At 66.5% G+C, this 20,245-nt stretch carries 22 protein-coding genes; 11 read left to right on the top strand and 11 right to left on the bottom strand.

Annotated elements, in window-relative coordinates:
- Window positions 1-18: 18 nt before the first annotated feature.
- Genes iolD through OHB26_RS34495 form a run of 8 tightly spaced genes read right to left on the bottom strand, consistent with a single transcriptional unit; the run spans window position 19 to window position 8,349 of the window.
- Window positions 19-1,860, bottom strand: a complete 1,842-nt coding sequence (gene iolD / locus OHB26_RS34460; protein ID WP_330181429.1) for a 3D-(3,5/4)-trihydroxycyclohexane-1,2-dione acylhydrolase (decyclizing) — start codon at window positions 1,858-1,860, stop codon at window positions 19-21.
- Window positions 1,857-2,747 carry a 5-deoxy-glucuronate isomerase gene (iolB, locus tag OHB26_RS34465; protein ID WP_330181430.1) on the bottom strand — a complete coding sequence of 297 codons (891 nt, stop codon included), beginning with the start codon at window positions 2,745-2,747 and terminating at the stop codon, window positions 1,857-1,859. The genes iolD and iolB overlap by 4 nt, the downstream gene beginning before the upstream one ends.
- Window positions 2,744-3,637: a Cgl0159 family (beta/alpha)8-fold protein gene (locus OHB26_RS34470; protein WP_330181431.1), complete on the bottom strand. Its 894-nt coding sequence runs from the start codon at window positions 3,635-3,637 to the stop codon at window positions 2,744-2,746. The genes iolB and OHB26_RS34470 overlap by 4 nt, the downstream gene beginning before the upstream one ends.
- Window positions 3,628-4,566 (bottom strand): 5-dehydro-2-deoxygluconokinase, encoded by a 939-nt coding sequence (gene iolC, locus OHB26_RS34475; protein ID WP_330181432.1) that lies wholly within the window; start codon window positions 4,564-4,566, stop codon window positions 3,628-3,630. The genes OHB26_RS34470 and iolC overlap by 10 nt, the downstream gene beginning before the upstream one ends.
- Window positions 4,563-5,354: an ATP-binding cassette domain-containing protein gene (locus OHB26_RS34480; RefSeq protein WP_330181433.1), complete on the bottom strand. Its 792-nt coding sequence runs from the start codon at window positions 5,352-5,354 to the stop codon at window positions 4,563-4,565. Before OHB26_RS34480 ends, iolC begins: the two co-directional genes overlap by 4 nt.
- Window positions 5,351-6,403, bottom strand: a complete 1,053-nt coding sequence (locus OHB26_RS34485; RefSeq protein WP_330181434.1) for an ABC transporter permease — start codon at window positions 6,401-6,403, stop codon at window positions 5,351-5,353. Before OHB26_RS34485 ends, OHB26_RS34480 begins: the two co-directional genes overlap by 4 nt.
- Window positions 6,404-6,422: 19 nt before the next feature.
- Window positions 6,423-7,442: a sugar ABC transporter substrate-binding protein gene (locus tag OHB26_RS34490; protein WP_330181435.1), complete on the bottom strand. Its 1,020-nt coding sequence runs from the start codon at window positions 7,440-7,442 to the stop codon at window positions 6,423-6,425.
- 16 nt (window positions 7,443-7,458) lie between these two features.
- Window positions 7,459-8,349 carry a TIM barrel protein gene (locus OHB26_RS34495; RefSeq protein WP_330181436.1) on the bottom strand — a complete coding sequence of 297 codons (891 nt, stop codon included), beginning with the start codon at window positions 8,347-8,349 and terminating at the stop codon, window positions 7,459-7,461.
- A gap of 234 nt (window positions 8,350-8,583) precedes the next feature.
- Between OHB26_RS34495 and OHB26_RS34500 the strand changes: the two genes are divergently transcribed.
- The 4 genes from OHB26_RS34500 to OHB26_RS34515 all read left to right on the top strand — a co-directional run bounded on the left by OHB26_RS34500 (window position 8,584) and on the right by OHB26_RS34515 (window position 12,944).
- Window positions 8,584-9,588, top strand: coding sequence for a LacI family DNA-binding transcriptional regulator (locus OHB26_RS34500; protein WP_330181437.1), 1,005 nt, complete (start codon window positions 8,584-8,586; stop codon window positions 9,586-9,588).
- 32 nt (window positions 9,589-9,620) lie between these two features.
- Entirely contained in the window at window positions 9,621-10,631 is a 1,011-nt protein-coding gene (locus tag OHB26_RS34505) for a Gfo/Idh/MocA family protein (protein ID WP_330181438.1), read from the top strand.
- 75 nt (window positions 10,632-10,706) lie between these two features.
- Entirely contained in the window at window positions 10,707-11,195 is a 489-nt protein-coding gene (locus tag OHB26_RS34510) for a MarR family winged helix-turn-helix transcriptional regulator (RefSeq protein ID WP_330181439.1), read from the top strand.
- 108 nt (window positions 11,196-11,303) lie between these two features.
- Window positions 11,304-12,944: a carboxylesterase/lipase family protein gene (locus OHB26_RS34515; RefSeq protein ID WP_330181440.1), complete on the top strand. Its 1,641-nt coding sequence runs from the start codon at window positions 11,304-11,306 to the stop codon at window positions 12,942-12,944.
- A 34-nt stretch (window positions 12,945-12,978) separates the two neighbouring features.
- On the opposite strand, the gene OHB26_RS34520 is transcribed toward OHB26_RS34515, so the two are convergent.
- Window positions 12,979-13,401 carry an ANTAR domain-containing protein gene (locus OHB26_RS34520; protein ID WP_330181441.1) on the bottom strand — a complete coding sequence of 141 codons (423 nt, stop codon included), beginning with the start codon at window positions 13,399-13,401 and terminating at the stop codon, window positions 12,979-12,981.
- Between the two features lie 185 nt (window positions 13,402-13,586).
- Between OHB26_RS34520 and OHB26_RS34525 the strand changes: the two genes are divergently transcribed.
- Entirely contained in the window at window positions 13,587-14,153 is a 567-nt protein-coding gene (locus tag OHB26_RS34525) for a hypothetical protein (RefSeq protein WP_330181442.1), read from the top strand.
- Window positions 14,154-14,503: 350 nt separating this feature from the next.
- On the opposite strand, the gene OHB26_RS34530 is transcribed toward OHB26_RS34525, so the two are convergent.
- Complete coding sequence (locus OHB26_RS34530) at window positions 14,504-15,121, bottom strand: LysE/ArgO family amino acid transporter (protein WP_330181443.1); 618 nt, start codon at window positions 15,119-15,121, stop codon at window positions 14,504-14,506.
- 72 nt (window positions 15,122-15,193) lie between these two features.
- Here OHB26_RS34530 and OHB26_RS34535 point away from each other — a divergent pair, with 72 nt between their 5' ends.
- The 5 genes from OHB26_RS34535 (at window position 15,194) to OHB26_RS34555 (ending at window position 18,671) form a co-directional block, all read left to right on the top strand.
- Window positions 15,194-16,072 carry a LysR family transcriptional regulator ArgP gene (locus OHB26_RS34535; protein WP_330181444.1) on the top strand — a complete coding sequence of 293 codons (879 nt, stop codon included), beginning with the start codon at window positions 15,194-15,196 and terminating at the stop codon, window positions 16,070-16,072.
- Window positions 16,073-16,141: 69 nt separating this feature from the next.
- A complete protein-coding gene (locus OHB26_RS34540) occupies window positions 16,142-17,227 on the top strand; it encodes an S-(hydroxymethyl)mycothiol dehydrogenase (protein ID WP_330181445.1) in 1,086 nt (361 codons plus the stop codon).
- The gene (locus OHB26_RS34545; protein ID WP_330181446.1) at window positions 17,227-17,853 is read left to right on the top strand and encodes an MBL fold metallo-hydrolase; all 627 of its coding nucleotides are present in this window, start codon (window positions 17,227-17,229) and stop codon (window positions 17,851-17,853) included. Before OHB26_RS34540 ends, OHB26_RS34545 begins: the two co-directional genes overlap by 1 nt.
- A gap of 123 nt (window positions 17,854-17,976) precedes the next feature.
- A complete protein-coding gene (locus OHB26_RS34550; RefSeq protein WP_330181447.1) occupies window positions 17,977-18,120 on the top strand; it encodes a hypothetical protein in 144 nt (47 codons plus the stop codon).
- A gap of 68 nt (window positions 18,121-18,188) precedes the next feature.
- Window positions 18,189-18,671: a hypothetical protein gene (locus OHB26_RS34555; protein ID WP_330181448.1), complete on the top strand. Its 483-nt coding sequence runs from the start codon at window positions 18,189-18,191 to the stop codon at window positions 18,669-18,671.
- Between the two features lie 4 nt (window positions 18,672-18,675).
- Here OHB26_RS34555 and OHB26_RS34560 read toward each other — a convergent pair whose 3' ends face one another.
- Window positions 18,676-19,767, bottom strand: a complete 1,092-nt coding sequence (locus tag OHB26_RS34560; protein ID WP_330181449.1) for a carboxylate-amine ligase — start codon at window positions 19,765-19,767, stop codon at window positions 18,676-18,678.
- A 104-nt stretch (window positions 19,768-19,871) separates the two neighbouring features.
- Between OHB26_RS34560 and OHB26_RS34565 the strand changes: the two genes are divergently transcribed.
- Window positions 19,872-20,216, top strand: a complete 345-nt coding sequence (locus OHB26_RS34565; RefSeq protein WP_330181450.1) for a TfoX/Sxy family protein — start codon at window positions 19,872-19,874, stop codon at window positions 20,214-20,216.
- Window positions 20,217-20,245 lie beyond the last annotated feature (29 nt).

Below are 20,245 nucleotides of genomic sequence, written 5' to 3' on the forward strand. Positions count from 1 at the left end.
GCCGGACGCGCGCCACTATCAATCGCCGCGGGTGTAGCGCAGTTGTCGCGGTTTCTCCTGTTCATAGGAGGTTCGACCCGAGAGGTGCTGTGGCACACCGACTTCCCACCAGGCCCCGGATTCGGTCCAGGAGGACGGTCGGGTGTGCACCACGATCACGGTGGGGCGCTGCTCGGCGACGGCGATGGCGCGGGCGCGCGCGTAGGTGCCGCGGAACTCCGAGGGTTCGCCGGAGGTGAACACCGCGCAGCCGAGCGAACGCGCGTGCGCGGCGAAGTCGACGCGCGGCGGCATATCGTGATTGCTGCGGCAGTCGGCGTAGAAGTTGTTGAACGGCTGCGCTCCCTGGCCTTCTTGCAGCCGCGCGATCACGGCGTACCCGTCGTTATCGCAGACCACGGCCACGAGCGGGTGTCCGGCGAAGGCCGCGGAGAAGAGCTCGGAATTGAGCATCAGATACGAGCCGTCGCCGAGCATGGTGGTGACCAGGCCGCGATGGGCGATGGCCGCACCCCAGGCTCCGGAGAGCTCGTATCCCATACAGGAGAAGCCGTATTCGACATCCATCGTGGGTGCGCCGCCGGTGGCGCGCCAGCCGCCGATGAGTTCGCCGGGCAGGCCGCCCGAGGCGGTCATGACGTAGTCGTCGGGTCCGCTCACCTCATTGACCATGCCCACGATCTGGGCGTAGGTGGGTGCGCCGAGGCTCGGGGCGCGGAGTTTGTCGATATGCGCGTCCCATTCGGTGCGGACCGCGCGGGCGCGGGCGATCCAGGCGGGATCCACCTGCCACTCCCCTATTTCGGTGGCGAGATCGGCGAGCGCGGCATCGGCGTCGGCGACCACGGCGAGCGCACCGTGTTTGACGGCGTCGAACCGTGCGGCATTGATATGGATGAGTCGGACATCCTCGGCGAAGACGGTCCAGGAGGCGGTGGTGAAGTCCTGCAGACGGGTGCCGATGGCGAGGACGACATCCGCCTCTGCCGCAAGGGCATTGGCCGAGGCCGCGCCGGTGACGCCGAGGGGTCCGGCATAGAGGTGATGGTTGTGCGCGATCAGGGTGCGTCCGGCGGTGGTCTCGGTGATCGGAATACCGTGCCGCTCAGCGAATTCCTGCGCCTGCGCGCCCGCCCCGGAGTAGCGGACCCCACCACCGAGGACCAGTAGCGGGCGTTGCGCGCTCCGCAGTTTCGCCGCCGCCTCGGCGATTGTGCGACGATCGGGCCGGGGGCGTGCGATGCGGTGCACGACCGGTTCGAAGAGTGCGTCCGGAAAATCGTAGGTCTCAACCTGAATGTCCTGCGGCAGAGCGAGTGTCACCGGACCCGCCTCCGCCGGATCGGTGAGCACCCGCGCTACCTGCGGCAGGGTGGCGATCAACTGTTCGGGGCGGGTGATGCGGTCGAAGTACCGGCTCACCGGGCGGAAGGCATCATTCACGGTGACGGTCGGATCGCCGAAATGCTCGACCTGCTGGAGCACCGGATCGGGTGCGCGACTGGTGAAGGTGTCACCGGGCAGTAGGAGCAGCGGTAACCGATTGGCATGTGCCACACCGGCCGCGGTCACCATGTTGAGCGCGCCGGGTCCGATGGACGAGGTGGCGATGCCGACCTGACGGCGATGGGTGGCCTTGGCCAATCCGACGGCGGCCAGGGCCATGCCCTGTTCGGTATGCCCGCGCCACACCGGAATCTCCTCGCGCCGCTCCTGCAGCGCGGTACCCAAGCCCAGTACATTGCCGTGCCCGAAGATGGCGAAAACGCTTGGGAACAGCGGCACTTCGGTGCCGTCGAGCAGTTCGGAGCGCTGGGCGACCAGCCAGGCCACCAGGGCTTGCGCGGTCGTGAGTCTCATACGCGGCGTCCTTCGTGCGAGGTGACCGGGCAGCGCGGGTCCGAAGGCTCATCGGCCCACCGCGATCGAACCCAGGCGTGCGCGGGATCGTCACAGAAGGCCATGGACCGCTCGGGGCCGGGACCGGCCAGAACATTGAGGTAGTACATGGGATAACCGGGGGCGGCTATGCACGGGCCGTGGTAGCCGTGCGGGACCAGGAAGACATCACCGTCGTGAACCGCCACGTTCTCGTCGAGCGAGCCGTCTGCGGTGTAGGTGCGGTGCATGCCGAAACCCGTTGCGGACGGGGTGATTCCGTCGCGATCGGCAATGCGGAAGTAGTAGATCTCCTCATTGACGACCTCGCAGTCGCTCGCCTCGTCATGCTTGTGCGGCGGGTAGGAGGACCAGTTGCCGTCGGGGGTGATGAGTTCGCAGGCATTGAGTTTGTCCGCGTGCTCCCAAACTCCGGGGACGCCGAAGCCGGTCACCTGGCGGGTTGCCCGGCCCGCGCCGCGCACCTCCACCGGGACCTGTTCGGCCGGGCCGTATTTCGGCTCGAGGCGGCGCGTGCAGCGGGCCATGGGCAGGGCGACTTCGAGACCGTGCACCGTGGCGAGCTCGACCTCGGCATCGCGCGGGATGTAGGCGAAATCGGTGACGCGGGTGAAAACCGTTTCGCGGCCTCGGAGTTCGAAGGTGAGGCCGTCGACGCGGACGGTGCAGGATCCGGCGAGGGGTAGCACGAACGCCTCGAATTCGCCGGTGTGCACGGTGCGGGATTCGCCCGGGGCCAGCCGGAGTACCCGCAGACCGGTGTAGGTCCAGCCCGCGTCGTCGGGGGTGAGCAGCACCGGATCGTCACCGGCGCCGAGGCTTCCGGCCGGACGATGCAGTTTGCTCATGATGCGGCCGCCAGGACTCGGGCGGCGGCATCGACCGCGCCCGCCACATCACCGTCGGGCGGGTACAGCAGGCTGCGCCCGACCACCAGGCCGCGCACCACATCGTGATTGAGCGCCGCACCCCAGGAGGCGAGGTCGGCGGCGGGATCGCCCGATGGGGCTCCGCCGAGGACGAGTACCGGCAGGGTGGTGGCGTCCAGGGCCGAGATCTCCTGCGGGGCGGGGATCTTCAACCAGGTGTAGGCCGAGGTGACGCCGAGACCGGAGGCGATCGTTATCGCCCGCTGCAGTGACGCGGCATCGCGATGCATGATCAGCGCGCCGGAGGGATCGCGACCGTACGGCAGCGGCTCCACCATGGCCATGAGTCCGTGCTCGGCGAGTTCGGAGACCGCTCGCGCACAGGCTTCGAGGGTGGGAATGGTGCCCGGATCCGAATCGACCATGCGCAGCAGCATCTTTCCGCCGTCGAGGCGGTACTTCACCAGTGACTCCGCGTCGTACCCTGTGAAGCGGTCGTCGATCTCCCAATCGGCTCCCGCCAGCCCACCGCGGTTCATGGAGCCGATGACGATCTTGTCGTGCACGGCATCCAGGAGCAGCAACTCCTCGACAATGTCCGGGGAGCCGAGCACACCGTCCACGGCCGGATTGTCCAGGGCGATCAGCAGTCGCTCCAGCAGGGTGCGGCGACCGGCCATGGCGGTACTGTCACCACCCACGCCGAGCGCACCGCGCGCGGGATGATCGGCGGCGACCAGGAACAGGGTTCCCTTGTCCGACAGCAGGTTCGGCCGCCGGATGCGATCGGCATAGGCGCGCCGCACCGCCTCGGGTTCGGTCGCTCGGGCCCGCAGCAGGCGGTACCAGCGGTCATCGGTCAGGTGCACAGCAACTCCTCGATCTCGGCCTCGGTCGGCATGGCGTCGGCGCAGGCCAGGCGGGAGGCGACCAGCGCCCCGGCCGCATTGGCGAAGGTACCCAGGCGGTGTGGATCCCAGCCGGCCAGCAGGCCGTGGATGAGCGCGCCGCCGAAGCCGTCGCCCGCGCCCAGTCCGCACACCACCTCGACGCGACAGGGTGGGACGGTCCAGCGTTCGGTCGCGGTGGCCACGAGTACGCCCTCGGCGCCGCGTTTGATCACCGCGAGACGGACGCCGCGGGCGAGCAGGCGGTCGGCGGCCTTGTCGGGATCGGCGGTGCCGACGGCCACCTCGACCTCGGTTCTATTGCCCACCACCACATTCACGTGATCGACCATCCAGCCGATCTCGGCGCGCGCGGTCTCGACATCGGGCCAGAACATGGGGCGGTAGTCCAGGTCCAGCACGGTATGGCCGCGCCGGTCGCGCCGCTCCAGGATGGCGCGCTGGGTGGTGCGGCCGGGTTCGGCGCTCACCCCGGTACCGGTGACCCACAGCAGGGGTACGGAATCGACTATCTCCCAGGGGATCTCATCGTGGGTGAGGGTCAGGTCCGGGGCGATGGGCGCGCGATAGAACACCAGCGGCGGATCGGCGGGTGGGTTGAGTTCGCAGAACACCACGGGCGTCTGGAGATTCGGCGCGGTGCCGACATAGCGGTTCTCGACGCCGAAGTCCGTCAGCGCGGTGCGGACGAAGTCGCCGAAACTGTCGGGTCCGACCTTGGTGAGCAGTGCCGTGCGGCGGCCGAGCCGGGCCGCCGCCACCGCGACATTGGTCGCGGTGCCGCCGAGGAATTTGGCGAAGGTCGAGACCTCCGCCAGCGGCACCCCGCTCTGCTCCGGGTACAGGTCCACCCCGACGCGGCCGATGGTCAGCACCTCCGGTTCGGTCACGGCGTCACCACTCGCTGCAATTCGTGTTGCAGGGCTTCGAGTTCCGCGCCGCCGGACATCTGACGGGTCAGTTCGTTGAGGTCGATCTCGGACTTCTCGTAGGAGCCGAGTTGGCCGCCGCGCTGCAGCAGCAGGAAGCGGTCGCCGACCGGGTAGGCGTGGTGCGGGTTATGCGTGATGAGTACGACGCCCAGGCCGCGGTCGCGGGCCTGTACGACATAGCGGAGCACGATGCCCGCCTGTTTGACACCCAGTGCGGCGGTCGGTTCGTCGAGGATGAGCACCTTCGCGCCGTAGTACACCGCGCGGGCGATGGCCACACATTGACGCTGGCCGCCGGAGAGGGTGCCGACCGGCTGTTCCAGGTCTCGGATCTCGATTCCCATGTCTTCCAGGGCTTTCCGGGTGATGTCCTGGGCTCGGCGGCGGTCCAGCATTTGGATCGGGCCGAGCCGTTTCACCGGTTCGGAGCCGAGGACGAAGTTGCGCCAGACGCTCATCAGCGGGACCACGGCCAGATCCTGGTAGACGGTGGCGATGCCCAGGTCCAAAGAGTCACGCGGAGAGGAGAATCGAGTGGCCTCGCCATTGACGCGCAGTTCCCCGGCGTCGTGCTGATGCACTCCGGCCAGGATCTTGATCAGGGTGGATTTGCCCGCGCCATTGTCACCGAGTACGCAGGTGACCTCGCCGGGATTGACCACCATGGACACATCGTGCAGCGCGACCACGCCGCCGTAACTCTTTCCGATATCGACGGTTTCGATGAGGGGTGCCTGGGAGGTCATCGGCGTACCCTTTCCGCTCGCTTCTTGAACTCGTTATTGACCAGTACGGCCGAGAGCAGCAGGACACCGAGGAAGAGCATGAACCAGTCGCTGTTCCAACCGGCGAAGACAATGCCCTGGCGGGCCATGCCGAAGGTGAGTGCACCGAGGGCCGCGCCGACCACCGAGCCGAAGCCGCCGGTGAGCAGACAGCCGCCGACGACCGCGGCGATGATGTACTGGAACTCCAGTCCCACACCCTGATTCGCCTGCACGCTGGAGAAGCGCAGTAGATTGCACGCACCCACCACCCAGCCCGCGAAGGCCGTGGTCATGAAGAGGATGATCTTGGTGCGGGCGGCGGGGACACCGACCGCGCGTGCGCTGGGGAGCGAGCCGCCGACGGCGAAGATCCAGTTGCCGAACCTGGTGCGCATCAACACTATCGCGGCGATGGCGGTCAGGACTATCCACCACACGACCGAGGCTTGGATATGCGCGTCACCGATATCGGTGGTGGAGGCGAAGACCCAGCCCGCGGACTGGTAACCGTCCGCACCCCGAATGCCGGAGACCTGGACGGTGCCGGTAACCCACCGTGTCACACCGAGATTCAGGCCCTGCAAGGCCAGGAACGTGCCCAGGGTGACGATGAAGCTCGGCAGGCCGGTGCGCATGACGACCCAGCCGTTGAGGGCGCCCACGGCCAGAGCGAAGATCAGCGAAACCGCCAGTGCCAGCCAGACATTCCAGCCCGCGTTGACCACGAGCAGTCCGGTGACCAGCGCGGTGGACGCGGTCATCACACCGGCGGAGAGGTCGAATTCGCCGCCGATCATGAGCAGGGCGACCGCCACCGCCATGATTCCCAGCGTGGACGCGTCATCCAGCCAGTTCGAGACGCCCAGTGCGCTCAGAAACTTGTCGGTGATGATGGAGAAGAACAGGAATACCACCAGCGCGCCGATGAGCGCACCCAGTTCGGGGCGCACCACCAGGCGCTGGAGGATGGAGGCGCGCAGCCCCTCGGTTCGCGTGGTCGGCTCGGAAGCCGTTGTGGCAACACTCATGTCATTCACTCCCGACCGGTTACCGCGTGCCCTGGGCGACGAGCCCGGCGACGACATCGACATTGGTCTTGTCCACGAAGGCGGGTCCGGTCTGCACCGGATGACCACCGCCGACGCTATTGAGATTGGACCGGTACAGCTTCAACATGACCACCGGCAGATAGCCCTGTTCGTACTGCTGCTGATCGACCGCGAAGAGCAGCGATCCCGCCTGAATGGCGCGCACCACATCGTCATTGAGGTCGAAGGTGGCGATGGCGGCCTTGGATTTGGACTCGCGCACCGCGTCCACCGCGCGGGCGGCGATCTGCGAATTCAGGGTCAGAACGGCGTCGATGGACGAATCCGCCTCCAGCGCACCGCGAATGCGGGCCTGGGCGTCGGTCGGATTGTTGATGTCGACCTGGAGGGTGACGGCGGTGCCGAAGCCCTGGGTCGCGCCCGCGCAACGTTCGTTCGCGCCGATATTCCCGGCCTCGTGAATTACGCAGAGCATCTTGTGTTTTCCGGCATCGGACAGACGCTTGCCCGCGGACTCACCGGCCTGGCGTTCACTCTGGCCGACATGGCCGATGGCGCCGAACGCGGTGCTCTTGTCCTCACCGGAGTTGATGGTGACCACGGGAATGCCCGCCGACACCGCCTTCTCGACGGAGGTGCGCAGTGCGTCCGGATTGGCCATGGAGACCACCAGACCGTCGACGCCCTGTGCGACAGCGTTGTCGATGAGTTTGGCCTGCTGGCTCGGATCGCCCGAGGAGTTGTACTCCACGCGCACGCCCAGCTGATCGCCCGCCGCCTCCGCGCCATTCTTGACCACATTCCAGAAGGCGTCGCCGGGTGAGCCGTGCGTGACCACCGCGACGGAGTTCAGCTTGCCGACCGCTGCGGGGGCCTGGGCGGGAGTGGTCTGATCGGTACCCGGGCCGCTACATGCGGCGAGTACGGCCGCCGCCGCTATCCAGGGCGTCAGTCGCCGCCATCGCCGCCATCCCGGACGTTCTCGTTTCGTGCCTGGGGGTGCTACTTGGGACTTCATTGTCATCACTTACCAACTAAATCCGGGCGGAGGCCGGTTCGGCCTCGATTTCGGCGAGGTGTCGCAGACTTACTTCGGTATCTCGGGTCGGACCGGCGGCGGTGTCGCCGGGGTTCAGGGCGGTGTCCTGTTCGAGCACGTACCAGCCGGAGTAACCGGCGGTGCGGACCGCGTGCACGAGGGCGGCGATATCGACATCGCCCTCGCCGAGCGGAACGTAGAGGCCCTCGCGGACGGCTTGGCTGTATTCCATTCGGCCGCTTCGGACTTCGTCGGCGATGGCCAGACGCACATCCTTGAGGTGGATGTGGCCGATGCGGTTCGGGTACCGGCGGGCCAGGGCTACCGGATCGGTGCCGCCGATGGCCAGGTGGCCGGTGTCCAGGCAGAGATCCAGATCGGAGTCGGCCAGGAACCGCCGCACCTCGGCCTCGGTTTCGATATGCGTGCCCACGTGCGGGTGCACGGTGGCGCGCAGGCCGTGCTCGGCGGCGATATCGGCGATGCTCGCGGCGGTGTCGATGAGGGTGCGCCACTCGTGATCGGTGAGTGGGGTTCGGGTGTCGTATCCGGCTGCGCCGGTGGCGGCGGCCAACACGATGACCTCCGCGCCCGCCGCCGCGAAGAGGGCGGCGGTCTCACGGGCGGTGGCCAGGGCCGCGCTCGGTTCGCGATGCAGTGCCAGCGCGAGGAATCCGCCGACCGGCGCGAGGTTGAACTTGGCCAGTTCGGCGCGCAGATCGCTTGGGGCACCGGGCAGATACTCGGGCGGCCCGAATTCGGTGGCGGTGATTCCCAGGCCGGCCATGGCGGACAGCACGGTATCCGCATCCAGGACATGGCCCCAGCCGGGGACTTCGCAGACGCCCCAGGAGATGGGCGCGGCGGCAATACGCAGTTCGGTCATCGGCACTTCCCAGACCTGTCGGTAGCCAACGGGTGAAACGCTCCCCCTTTGGAGCGCTCCAACAATGTAACCCCGATCACAAGCGTGTCAAGACCTTCGCCGTATCGCAGAAGTGGTGTGTGACCTTGCAATACACCTGCCACCTGGGGCGTTGTGCAGGAATCCAAATGTCCGAATCAGGTTGTTAGAGCGCTCTATTGCCGAGATCGTTTCGGGCCGGTACCGTCAGGCAGCATGACCCGACCGACCATGGAAGACGTCGCCGCGAGGGCGGGCGTTTCCCGCGCACTGGTCTCACTGGTCATGCGCAACTCCCCCAAGGTCAGCGATCATCGCCGGCGTGCGGTGCTGCAGGCCGCGGAGGAACTGGGGTATCAACCGCATCTGATGGCCCGCTCACTGGCCAGCCGGACCTCGAACATCGTCGGGGTCATGGTGTCCGATCTGCGCAACGCCTTCTTCGCCGATGTGGTGGAGGGGATGGATCAGGCGGCGCAGGAGGCGGGGCTCGAACTCATTCTCAATACCGGGCGGCGCAGTGCCGCTCGGGAACAGTCTGCGCTGGCGAGCCTGCTCGCCTTTCGGCCGGGCGGGATCATCCTGCTCTCGCCCGTGTTGCCCGCCGCGTCGATTCGCGATGCGGCGGACCGGTGTCCGGTGGTGCTGGTTTCGCGAACTTCCACCATGCCCGAGGTCGACACCGTCAATGACGATGGCGAGCTCGGGGCGGAGCTCGCGGTGGATCACCTTGTCGCACTGGGGCATCGGCGGATCGTGCATCTGGATGGCGGGGCGGCGTTCGCGGCCGGGCCGCGGCGCAAGGGGTATACCGCGGCCATGGTTCGACATGGGTTGGAGCCCATGGTGATCGCCAGCGAGCACACCGACGAGGCCGGTGCGGCGGCTGTGCGCAGTCTGCTGAACCTGTTCTCCCCCGGTAACTTTCCCACCGCTCTCGTCTGCGGCAACGACTTCAATGCCGTCGGCGCGATGTCCGCGTTGACCGAGGCGGGTCTGCGTGTGCCCGAGGATGTCTCGGTCGTCGGCTACGACAACACCTCACTGGCGGCTCTCCGACACGTCGCCCTCACCACCATCGATCAACCGCGCACCAATATCGGCCGCCTGGCTGTACAGGCGCTGAACGAACGCCTGCAGGACGGCCGCACCGAGCCGGTGCGCAAACGTCTGGAACCCTCCCTGGTCGTCCGCTCGACGACGGCCACACCCCGCGATTGAGCTGACCCGCAACCACTTTCGAAGGAGCCACCATGTCAACGATCAGACTGGGCCTGGCAGGCACCGGCCGCATCGGCAGCTCCCACGCCGAAACCCTGACCGCCCTGCCAGGCGTGGGTTCGGTCATCGTCGCCGACGCCGACGCGCAGCGAGCCAGGGCCACGGCCGACAAACTCGATATCGAATTCGCGCCCGATATAGACGCGCTGCTGGCGGCCGACCTCACCGGCCTGATTATCACCACAGCCACGGATTCCCACCCCGAGTTGATCACCGCCGCGGTGGACCGCGGCATCCCCGTCTTCTGCGAAAAGCCCATAGCCGCAGACATTCTCGGCACGCTGGCGGTGGTCGAACGGGTCGCCACCTCGGAGGTCCCGGTCCAGATCGGCTTCCAACGCCGCTTCGACGCGGGCTACCGTGCCGCACGCGCGGCCGTGGCCTCCGGTGACCTCGGCTGGGTCCACACCCTCCGAGCCACCACCCTGGACCCCGCACCCCCACCCGCCGAATACATCCCTCGCTCCGGCGGCATCTTCCGAGACTGTGGCGTCCACGACTTCGACATCATCCGCTGGGTTACCGGCCGCGAGGTCACCGAGGTCTACGCCACCGGAGCCAACCAGGGCGAGAAGTTCTTCGCCGAAGCCGGAGACGTGGACACCGCCGCGGTGGTCCTGCGCCTGGACGACGGCGCACTCGCCACGGTCTCCCTCTCCCGCTACAACGGCGCGGGCTACGACGTCCGGCTCGAAGTCCTCGGCTCCACCGGCAATGCCATTGTCGGCCTGGACGATCGAGCTCCCCTGCACTCGGTAGAACCCGGCTACCCCGCCTCCCACCTCCCCGCCTACCCCGGCTTCATGGACCGCTTCCACCCCGCCTACGTCGAAGAACTAGCCACCTTCGTAGACGTAGCCACCGGCACCCTCCCCAGCCCCTGCACCCCCGCCGAAGCCCTGGAAGCCTTCTACATCGCCGAAGCCTGCGAACTCTCCCGCCGCGAAGCCCGCCCCGTGCACCTGTCCGAGGTCCGCCACTGATCCGAAGGAGGTTGACCGCGGGCTCCGCCAACGGCCCGAGATGAACTCGGGCCGTTACTCTTTCAGCGGAGTTCCATGGGCAGAATAGGGGGTGTGGACACCCTCGGCCTCCCGCCCGAATCGACGGCGACCGCCTCACCCGAAGCGCAGCTCAGCGCCCTGCTCGGGCCATTGCGGCGGGCGGTTCTGCGGCGCACGCGCACCGCCGAGAGACTGCCCGACCTACCCGAAGCGCAGATCGAGCTACTTCGACTTCTGGTCGCCACGGGCGGCGTCACCCCCGGCCGGGCCGCCACCGAACTCAGTGTCGCGCAATCCACCGTCAGCAATCTCATCCGGACCATGACCGCAGCCGGGCTCGTCGATCGCCTCGCGCTGCCGTCCGACGGACGCGGGGCGCTTCTGGTGGCGTCCAAGCGAGCTCGGCAACTCCTCGATCGATACGACCGGGCCAGTTCACAGGTGCTGCGCGCAACGCTGCACAGCCTGCCCGCCGCCGATCGGCGCGCGGTGCAGAACGCGCTTCCGGCCCTACATCGATTGCTCGCCGCCCTGAGCGAATGATGCACGCGCGGTAAACCTTCGGCGATCTCGGCCGAAAACCGCACCCGCGCACCATCGCTCGCTTACTGTGCTTTTGTTTCAAAAGTATATTGAGTGCGGGAGTCACATATGCGGTTCACCCTCACCGACCCCGGTCGGTATCGGCATTCGCTGTGGTTACGCTCGGCGGTGGCGGTGATCGGCCTGATCGGCACGGCATTCGTCGCACCCGCACCCGTCGGCGCGACACCGGAAGGCGACTCCGCGAATCCGATCGCGACCGTCACCACGGGCGCGGTGCGCGGTATCCACGCCGACGGCATCGACCAGTATCTCGGCATACCGTTCGCCGCCTCGACCGCGGGCGCGGACCGCTTCGCGCCGCCACGACCGGCCCCATCCTGGACCGGGGTTCGCCCGGCGGACACCCACGGCCCGCAGTGCCCGCAATCGCCGCCCCTGCCCAATCTTCCCGATCTGCAGCCCTCGAGTGAAGACTGCTTGAGCATCGATCTGTATGTCCCCGAACACGCTTCCGGCGCAACCCTTCCCGTCATGGTGTGGCTCTACGGTGGCGCGTTCGTGCTGGGGTCCAATGCCCAGTACGACTCGCCCGCCCGACTCGTCCGCGAGGGACAGGTCATCGTCGCCGTCCCGAACTACCGGGTGGGACCCTTCGGATTCCTCGCACTGCCCGAACTGGCCGCCGCCGACGGCGGTAGCACCGGAACCTACGGAACACTCGATCAGCAAGCGGCACTGCGCTGGATCCGCGACAACGCGCCAGCTTTCGGCGGCGATCCGGGAAACGTCACCCTGTTCGGCGAATCCGCCGGTGGTATGAGCGTGTGCACGCAACTGGCTTCCCCGTCGGCGCGCGGTCTCTATGCCAAGGCCATTGTGGAAAGCGGCTCCTGCGCGCGCAGCCCACTGGCTCCGCCTACCACGGCGACCGCGTATCAACGATCGGGTGACTATGCCGCGAGCCTCGGCTGCGGAGACCCCGCGACCCGGCTGCCGTGCCTGCGCGCGCTGCCCGTCGATCGGCTATTGAGCTCGCCGACAACAGCTTTGAACACCATGGCCGTCACATGGAGCCCGGTGCGGGATGACGTCGTCATCACCAGCACCCCGGAGGACGCGCTGGCGGACGGCGTCGCCCGCGGAGTCCCACTGATCGTCGGCAGCAACGCGGGCGAAGGCGCGACCTTCCTCCTGCTACTCGATTACCTGCACGGCACCGTACCCGGCGCGAGCGATTACCGGACCTGGGTGCGCGGCCTGTTCGACGACGCGACGACCGCCCGGGTGCTCGCGCGATATCCACTGCCGGAGTTCGACTCCCCCACCGCCGCCAAGACGCAGGTGATCACGGACGGATTCTTCGCCTGCCCCGCGCTGTTCACCACCCGAGCCGCGCGCCGCGGCGGCGCGACGGTGTGGCAATACCAGTTCAACGACGCACCGCTCGGCTGGAATCCCCTGCTGCCGGGCGCTTTTCACGGCGCGGAGGTCCCTTACGTCTTCTCCGCACTGATGGGAGTGCACATCCCCCTGCCCGCCTCCGCCGATCTCCTATCCCTGCACATCCAGCAGAGCTGGGCCCACTTCGCCCACACCGGCGACCCACGCACGTCCGACTTCACACCCTGGCCATCGGACACCTCGACCACCACGCTCGAACTCGGCAGCGACCGAGTGTCCCTCGGCGACAACTTCTCCCAACAGCACCGCTGCGACCTGTGGTCGGATATCGACCATGTCGGCTGACAAGACCTGGCGTCCGCCTCCAGCCGCCAGGTGGTCAACCCCGGCCGATGTGCTCGTGCAGGTTCAGCAGGATGTGGTCGAACGCCGCGACCGTCGCCGGGGAGGCCGGCGGGATGGTGGGGAGTTCGGTGATCAACCGTTCGGCCAGGACACGCAGTTTGATATTGGTTTCCTGCGACCGCCACCGCAATACCTGGAACGCTTGTTCGGCGCTGATGCGGTACATGCGCATCAGCACACCCTTGGCCTGTTCGATGACCGCACGCGCTTCGATCAATTCGGGAAGCAATTGACCGACCATATCGCGTTCAGCCTCGGCGAGGGTGTCGGACAGATCGATATAGAACCCGGTCGTGCCGACCGGTTCACCATCGCCGTCGAGAATGCGGTCGGCGACAACCATCACATTGTGTTCGACGCCGTGAGTGTCGATGAACCGGTGCCGACTGATTGGCACGGTACGTCATAGACAATTCCGGAATTATCAGCAATCCCTTACCGCCGTCCGGCGAATCGAAGTCGTGAATTATTTTTCGCGAATAGAGTAACGGACTCCCTGAATCCAGCGACTCCTCAGCACAGGCACTGTGATCGGAATCACCGACCTCGGTTCGCTTGTTCTCCAGAAAGGGATACAGGGTTATGTCCATCAAATTCGGGATCGTGCGCGCGCGTTGCCGTATCGGTTTCCTTTCACTGCCGGTGATCGCCGCGAGCACTTTTCTGCTGCCTTCGCCCCACGCCTCGGCGGGTGCGCTCGACCTGACCTGCACACCGCCGAGCAGCGAAACGGTCACCTACAACCCACCGGTGACGATGACACCGCAACCCACGACCGCGACGGTCTCAACGGTCTTCGGACCATGTGTCTCGGCGACGAACCCCGCGGTGACGGCGGGCAGTCGGTCGCTGACGGCGCCGCTGACCCGCTCCTGCCTACAACTGCTCGATTCGGGCGGGCCCTATCTGGTGACGATCACATGGAATACCGGCCAAACCTCGACGCTCACCCTCAACAGGGTGACCAATGTCGCGGGAGCCGTGATCACGGTGACGCAGACCGGCACGGTGACCGGCGGACTGTTCTCGGGCGACACCGTCGTTATGACCGCGACCGCACCGTCGACCGATGTCCTGAATTGCACTCTCGGACTCGGAACCGTTTCCAGCACCTACTCGACCGTCGTTCTGGAGATCACGTCTGCGTGAAACGGTGACAGGTGACGCGGCCTCGTGCATTCGGGACCGCGTCAACCGTCAGCCCCATAACCCATTTCGAAAATGGCGAACGTGTAGAGGGCCCAGGCGAACCCCGGAACTCCTTTCCCTTCTTCAACGACCCGGACGGCAACTCGTGGGTCATCCAAGAACGCCCCACCACCTGACCCCCAAAACCTCCATCGCTCGAAGAGGTTCCTCGTATCAACCCGTCCCCGGTATCCCAGGAATAGTCGTCGTACCGCACCTTCCGATCACTCCCCGTCGGGCCGGAGTCTGCCCGATCGGGCGCAGAGCAACCCTCGGAGAGACTTCGATGATCATCGCAGATCAGCGGTTGGTCAGCTCAGGGCCAAACCTATTGCGAGGGTGGTCATTACGAGGGCGATGAGGGAGTCGAGGATTTGCCAGGCGCGGGGTTTGGCGAAGAAGGGGGCCAGGAGGCGGGCGCCGAAGCCCAGGGAGATGAACCAGATTGTGCTGCCCGCGATCGCGCCCGCGGTGAGGAACCAGCGGTCGGGGGTGGCGTAAGTGCTGGCGAAGGAGCCCAGGAGGACGACGGTGTCCAAGTAGGCGTGGGGGTTGAGCCAGGTGACGGCCAGGCAGGTGGCTATGGCCGCACCCAGCGCTATCGGGGTGCCACCGGCCGCGGTCATCGCGGTGGCGGAGAAGGCCCGCTTCGCTGCCAGGAAGGCGTAGCCGAGCAGGAACGCCGCGCCCGCGTATTTGGCGATGGTCATGATCTCGGGGGCTTTGTTCATGACGGCGCCGAAGCCGGTGACGCCCGCTGTCATGAGGACTACGTCGGAGAGGGCGCAGACGGCTACCACCGGCAGGACGTGTTCGCCTCGGATGCCCTGGCGCAGGACGAAGGCGTTTTGCGCGCCGATCGCCACGATGAGGGAGAGTCCGAAGCCGAGTCCTGAGAAGGCCGCCAGGGCCGCCGATGATGCGTTCACCCTTATGAAGCTAGGCGGGCGCCCAGGACCAGGCCAGCTAATGTTTCTGATGGACGATTAGCATCTCTTAATATGGATCTGCAGCTGGATCAGCTTCGCGCGCTCGACGCGGTGATTACCGAGGGCACCTTCGAGGCCGCGGCGCGGCGGTTGAGTGTGACGCCCTCGGCTATCAGTCAGCGCATCAAGGCGCTGGAGGATTCGGCGGGGCGGATTCTGGTGCAGCGCACCAAACCGGCGCGGCCGACCGAATCGGGGCTCACGGTGTGGCGACTGGCCAAGCAGATTCAGCTGCTCACCAGCGATACCGCACGCGAACTCGGGGATGAGGATCAGCCCGCCGCGAAGCCGGTGAATATTCCGATCGCGGTGAACGCCGATTCACTGCAGAGCTGGGTGATGCCCGCGCTGGCCCGGGCCGCCACGGGGGTGAACTTCGAGATCCATCGCGAGGACGAGGAGCACACCACCCGTTTGCTGCGCGACGGCACGGTGATGGCGGCCATCACCTCCACGGCCGCCCCGGTACAGGGCTGCACGGTGCGCCGCCTCGGCGCCATGCGTTACCGCCCGATGGCGAATCCGGACTTCACCCGCACCTGGTTCCCGGACGGCCCGACGGCGAAAGCCTTCGGCACCGCCCCGGTCATCCTCTTCGACCGCAAGGACGATTTACAGTTCCGCCTCATGCGGCGATACACCCGCAAACCGGTCGATCCGCCCCGCCACTACATCCCCTCCTCGGCGGGTTTCGCCGACGCCCTACGCTTGGGCCTGGGCTGGGGCATGATGCCCGATCTGCAAACCCGCCCGGCCGATAACCTCATCCCGCTGGACGAGACCGTTTACATCGATGTTCCGCTGTACTGGCAACAGTGGCGCCTGGACTCCCCCGCTCTCGGCATGGTCGCAGCTACCATTGCCGAAACCGCTGCCGCGGTACTGCTTTGAAGACGTTGTGCGCCGGCCCGGCTCGGATGCCATAGTCGGAAGAGATTGTGATCGATAGAAAGGCATTACGTGTCCCAAGTTGTGCGCGGCGTGATCGCACGCTCGAAGAATGCTCCCGTCGAGGTCACCGACATCGTGATCCCGGATCCCGGTCCGGGTGAAGCGGTGGTCAAGGTGCAGGCGTGCGGGGTGTGCCATACCGATCTGCACTATCGGGAGGGCGGCATCAATGACGAATTCCCATTCCTGCTCGGCCATGAGGCCGCCGGCATCGTGGAATCGGTGGGCGAGGGCGTCACCGATGTGGAGCCGGGCGATTTCGTCATCCTGAACTGGCGTGCGGTGTGCGGCAATTGCCGTGCCTGTCGTAAGGGCAAGCCGTGGTACTGCTTCTCGACGCATAACGCGGCGCAGCCGATGACGCTCACCGACGGCACACCGCTGACCCCGGCGCTGGGTATCGGCGCGTTCGCGGAGAAGACGCTCGTGCACGCGGGCCAGTGCACCAAGGTCGATCCCACCGCCTCGCCGGTCGCGGCGGGCCTGCTGGGCTGCGGCGTGATGGCGGGTCTGGGCGCCGCCATCAATACCGGCAATGTGAGTCGCGGCGACAGCGTGGCCGTAATCGGCTGCGGCGGTGTGGGTAATGCCGCCGTGGCGGGTGCGAAGCTGGCCGGTGCGACCACGGTGATCGCGGTCGATATCGATGAGCGAAAGCTGGAGTGGGCCACCGGTTTCGGCGCCACGCACACCGTGAACGCGGCCAAAGAGGATGCGGTGGAGCGGGTTCAGGAGCTCACCGGCGGTTTCGGCGCCGATGTGGTGATCGACGCGGTCGGCCGCCCGGAGACCTGGAAGCAGGCGTTCTACGCACGCGATCTGGCGGGCACCGTGGTGCTGGTCGGCGTGCCGACCCCGGATATGAAGCTGGAGATGCCGCTCATCGACTTCTTCTCCCGCGGTGGCGCTTTGAAGTCGTCCTGGTACGGCGACTGCCTGCCCTCGCGCGATTTCCCGTACCTGATCGAACTGTACAAGCAGGGCCGTTTCGATCTGGATGCCTTTGTCACCGAGACGATTTCGCTGACCGATATCGAGGCCGCCTTCACCAAGATGCATGACGGTGAGGTCCTGCGCTCGGTGGTGGTGTTCTGATGGCGCATATCGATCACGCCACCACCTCGGGCACCTTCACCCTCGATGGCGAGACCTTCGAGGTGGAGAACAATGTCTGGGTCGTCGGCGACGACCTGGAGTGCGTCATCATCGATGCGCCGCACAGTGTTCCGGCGATCCTCGATGTGGTCGGCGCTCGCAAGGTACGGGCCATTCTGGCCACGCACGCACACGACGACCATATTCGCGTCGCCCCCGAACTGGCCGAGGCCACCGGTGCGCCGATCCTGCTGCATCCGGAGGATCTGGTGCTGTGGCGGCTCACCCACCCGGAGATCGAGCCCGATGGCGAGCTGGCCGATGAGCAGGTGATCGAGATCGGCGGCACCGAGCTGCACGTCCTGCACACCCCGGGCCACGCCCCGGGTGCGGTCTGTTTCTACTCCGCCGATATGGGCGCGGTCTTCACCGGCGACACCCTCTTCCAGGGCGGTCCCGGCGCGACCGGCCGGTCGTACTCCGATTACGACACCATTGTCGCCTCCATCGCCGATCGCCTGCTGAGCCTGCCGCCGGAGACCCTGGTGCATACCGGGCACGGTGGCTCGACCACCATCGGGGCCGAGGCCCCGCAGCTCGAGGAGTGGCGTCAGCGCGTCAGCTGACACCGTTCAACTCCGGCAAATGTGACGCGGCCCGGGGCCGACTCGCCGGGCTCCGGCCGCGCTTCATCTTTTCTACTGCGAAACCGCCCTTATCGCCCATCGCGCGGTCGGATAATCTCCGCCATGCTGGCGAGTCGCTCGTCCGGTCCCGGCTCGATGAGCGCGAGTGATGGCGAGACCAAGATGAGCGGCCTCTGCCACGACAAATCCCATGAGGCCGCGAAATCCGTTGTACGCATTCTCGTGGACGACCAGCCGATGGCGTAGCGCGCGAGCACCGTCCCGGTGTGTTTGAATACGGCGGTTTCCAGCTGCTCCCGGGGAGATCGCCACGCGTGTCCATGTCCGGCAACCACTTCGAGAATTATGACCTGAGCACCGCGAATGGGGTGTTCTGCCAATACTGCGGCTCGACTCCGGCGGTGCGAGTGGACTTCCGCGCGCACCGCGGACTGCTCTTCGTCATGCACTTCCGCAAACTGCCCGGGCCGTTCTGCCGGTGGTGCGGACTGGCCGTATTCCGGCATATGACCGGGGATTCCCTGGTGCAGGGCTGGTGGGGTCCGGTGTCGTTCTTCATCAATCCGATCACCGTGCTGCTCAATGTGGCGGTGCGCAGCCAGGTGGCGGCCCTGCCTCCACCGCTCCCGGGCGCCCGTACCCGGCCGATGCCACCGGGTAAACCGCTGACGCGACGCTGGCAGATGGCGGGATTGATTGTGCCGCTGGCGATTGCGAGCCTGATCGCGGCGACGGCCGGCGGTGCGGACTGGTCCACCTCCCACAAAGGCCACACCACCTACACGCTCTATCCGTAGCCGCTCAGCGGCAGCCGTAGAGGGTGGCCTCCGCCAATTCTTCTATCACATCTGCCGTTTCGCCCCGCGCGCGAAACGCGGCGAGTTGTCGATGCGCGCCGTTGCCGCGCGCCAGCAGGGTGCTCAGCGCGTCGGTGACGAAGCCCAGATCACCGAGTTCGTTCAGGGCGGGTTCGATCAGATCGATGAGTTTGGCCAGCAGATCCCGCACCGGAATGATGCGGCCGTTCGACGGATCGACGGCCGGACCGTCCATTCCTCCGTGCGCCGCACGCCAATACGCCGCGCGCAGTGTGTCTTCCGCGACCTCGGGCGCACCGGCACTGCGCTGGGCGATCATCACCGCCGCCCGCACCAGGGTGGCCAATAGCACGGACTCCTCGACGGTGGCGGGCACATCGCTGACCCGTACCTCCACCGTGGGGAACGTAACCGACGGGCGCACATCCCAATACACCATTTTGCGATCCAGGATCACCCCGAGCGAGAGCATGGTCTCGACCGAGGTGTCGTACTCCCCCACCGAATCGAAGTGTGGCGGTGGCCCGGCGCTGGGCCAGCGCCGCCAGAGAATATTTCGCCAACTGGCATAACCGGTTTCGTCGCCGTGGTAGATCGCGGAGTTGGCGGTGAGCGCCAAAAGCAAAGGGAGCCAAGGGCGTAGGAAGTTGCCGACGTGCAGTGCCGCCGCGCGGTCCGGGATCGCGACGTGCACGTGGCAGCCGCACAACCCCTGCTCCTGCGCCAGCCTGCCGAACTGCTCGGCGATCCGGCGATAGCGCGGAGTACTGGTCACCGGGAGCAGCTCGGCCGAGACGGTGGGCGGTACGGCGACGGCGAGCAGGACCGCGTCGTTCTTCTCCGCGCAGGCCGCGGCCCCCCGCCGCAGTTCCCGCAATTCCGCGAGCAGATCGGTCGAATTCGTATGTATGCGGGTGCTGGTCTCCACCTGGCACCGCATGATCTCCAATTGCATATCTATGCCGAGATCCGCCGCGGTTCGTGCGACGTCGGCGTTCTTGCCCACCGGCGCGCCGGTGCGCGGATCCACGAGGAGAAACTCCTCTTCGACACCGACTGTCGGCAGGGTGTCCACCTACCCTGTGTACCTCATCGCCGCGACCTTGACACCTGCCGGAATGGTCTCTTTATCCGGTTTTTCCTGCGGAATATGTCGGTGGCCTGGGCCACAATACGGATATGGCATATGACGAGAAACTGGCCGACCGGATTCGGGACGCACTGGGACCGATGCTTCCGGAGGTGGTCGAGAAGAAGATGTTCGGTGGCCTGGCTTTTCTCCTCGGCGGCAATATGGCGGTCGCCGCCAGCGGTAAGGGTGGGTTGCTGGTGCGGGTCTCACCCGAGCATTACACCGATCTGCTGGTACCCGGTGAGGTGGAGACCATGGTCATGGGCGGGCGTGAGACACGTGGCTGGCTTCGGGTCACCGCGGAGACCGTCGAGAACGATGCGGCGCTCATCGAATGGGTGGAGCGCGGTATCGCGTTCGCGGGCTCACTACCGGTGAAGAACGGCAAATAGTGTGCGGTGCGGCACATCACGCGAATCGG

The sequence above is a fragment of the Nocardia sp. NBC_01503 genome, from assembly GCF_036327755.1.
Classification (GTDB): Bacteria; Actinomycetota; Actinomycetes; order Mycobacteriales; family Mycobacteriaceae; genus Nocardia.

Excerpts from the sequence above, each read along its gene's own strand:
- OHB26_RS34490 (WP_330181435.1), bottom strand. The coding sequence starts at position 7,442 with ATGAAGTCCCAAGTAGCACCCCCAGGCACGAAACGAGAACGTCCGGGA.
- OHB26_RS34510 (WP_330181439.1), top strand. The coding sequence starts at position 10,707 with ATGGGCAGAATAGGGGGTGTGGACACCCTCGGCCTCCCGCCCGAATCG.
- OHB26_RS34565 (WP_330181450.1), top strand. The coding sequence starts at position 19,872 with ATGGCATATGACGAGAAACTGGCCGACCGGATTCGGGACGCACTGGGA.
- OHB26_RS34485 (WP_330181434.1), bottom strand. The coding sequence starts at position 6,403 with ATGAGTGTTGCCACAACGGCTTCCGAGCCGACCACGCGAACCGAGGGG.
- OHB26_RS34550 (WP_330181447.1), top strand. The coding sequence starts at position 17,977 with ATGCTGGCGAGTCGCTCGTCCGGTCCCGGCTCGATGAGCGCGAGTGAT.
- OHB26_RS34545 (WP_330181446.1), top strand. The coding sequence starts at position 17,227 with ATGGCGCATATCGATCACGCCACCACCTCGGGCACCTTCACCCTCGAT.
- iolB (WP_330181430.1), bottom strand. The coding sequence starts at position 2,747 with ATGAGCAAACTGCATCGTCCGGCCGGAAGCCTCGGCGCCGGTGACGAT.
- OHB26_RS34515 (WP_330181440.1), top strand. The coding sequence starts at position 11,304 with ATGCGGTTCACCCTCACCGACCCCGGTCGGTATCGGCATTCGCTGTGG.
- OHB26_RS34535 (WP_330181444.1), top strand. The coding sequence starts at position 15,194 with ATGGATCTGCAGCTGGATCAGCTTCGCGCGCTCGACGCGGTGATTACC.
- OHB26_RS34505 (WP_330181438.1), top strand. The coding sequence starts at position 9,621 with ATGTCAACGATCAGACTGGGCCTGGCAGGCACCGGCCGCATCGGCAGC.
- OHB26_RS34480 (WP_330181433.1), bottom strand. The coding sequence starts at position 5,354 with ATGACCTCCCAGGCACCCCTCATCGAAACCGTCGATATCGGAAAGAGT.
- OHB26_RS34500 (WP_330181437.1), top strand. The coding sequence starts at position 8,584 with ATGACCCGACCGACCATGGAAGACGTCGCCGCGAGGGCGGGCGTTTCC.
- OHB26_RS34525 (WP_330181442.1), top strand. The coding sequence starts at position 13,587 with ATGTCCATCAAATTCGGGATCGTGCGCGCGCGTTGCCGTATCGGTTTC.
- OHB26_RS34495 (WP_330181436.1), bottom strand. The coding sequence starts at position 8,349 with ATGACCGAACTGCGTATTGCCGCCGCGCCCATCTCCTGGGGCGTCTGC.
- iolD (WP_330181429.1), bottom strand. The coding sequence starts at position 1,860 with ATGAGACTCACGACCGCGCAAGCCCTGGTGGCCTGGCTGGTCGCCCAG.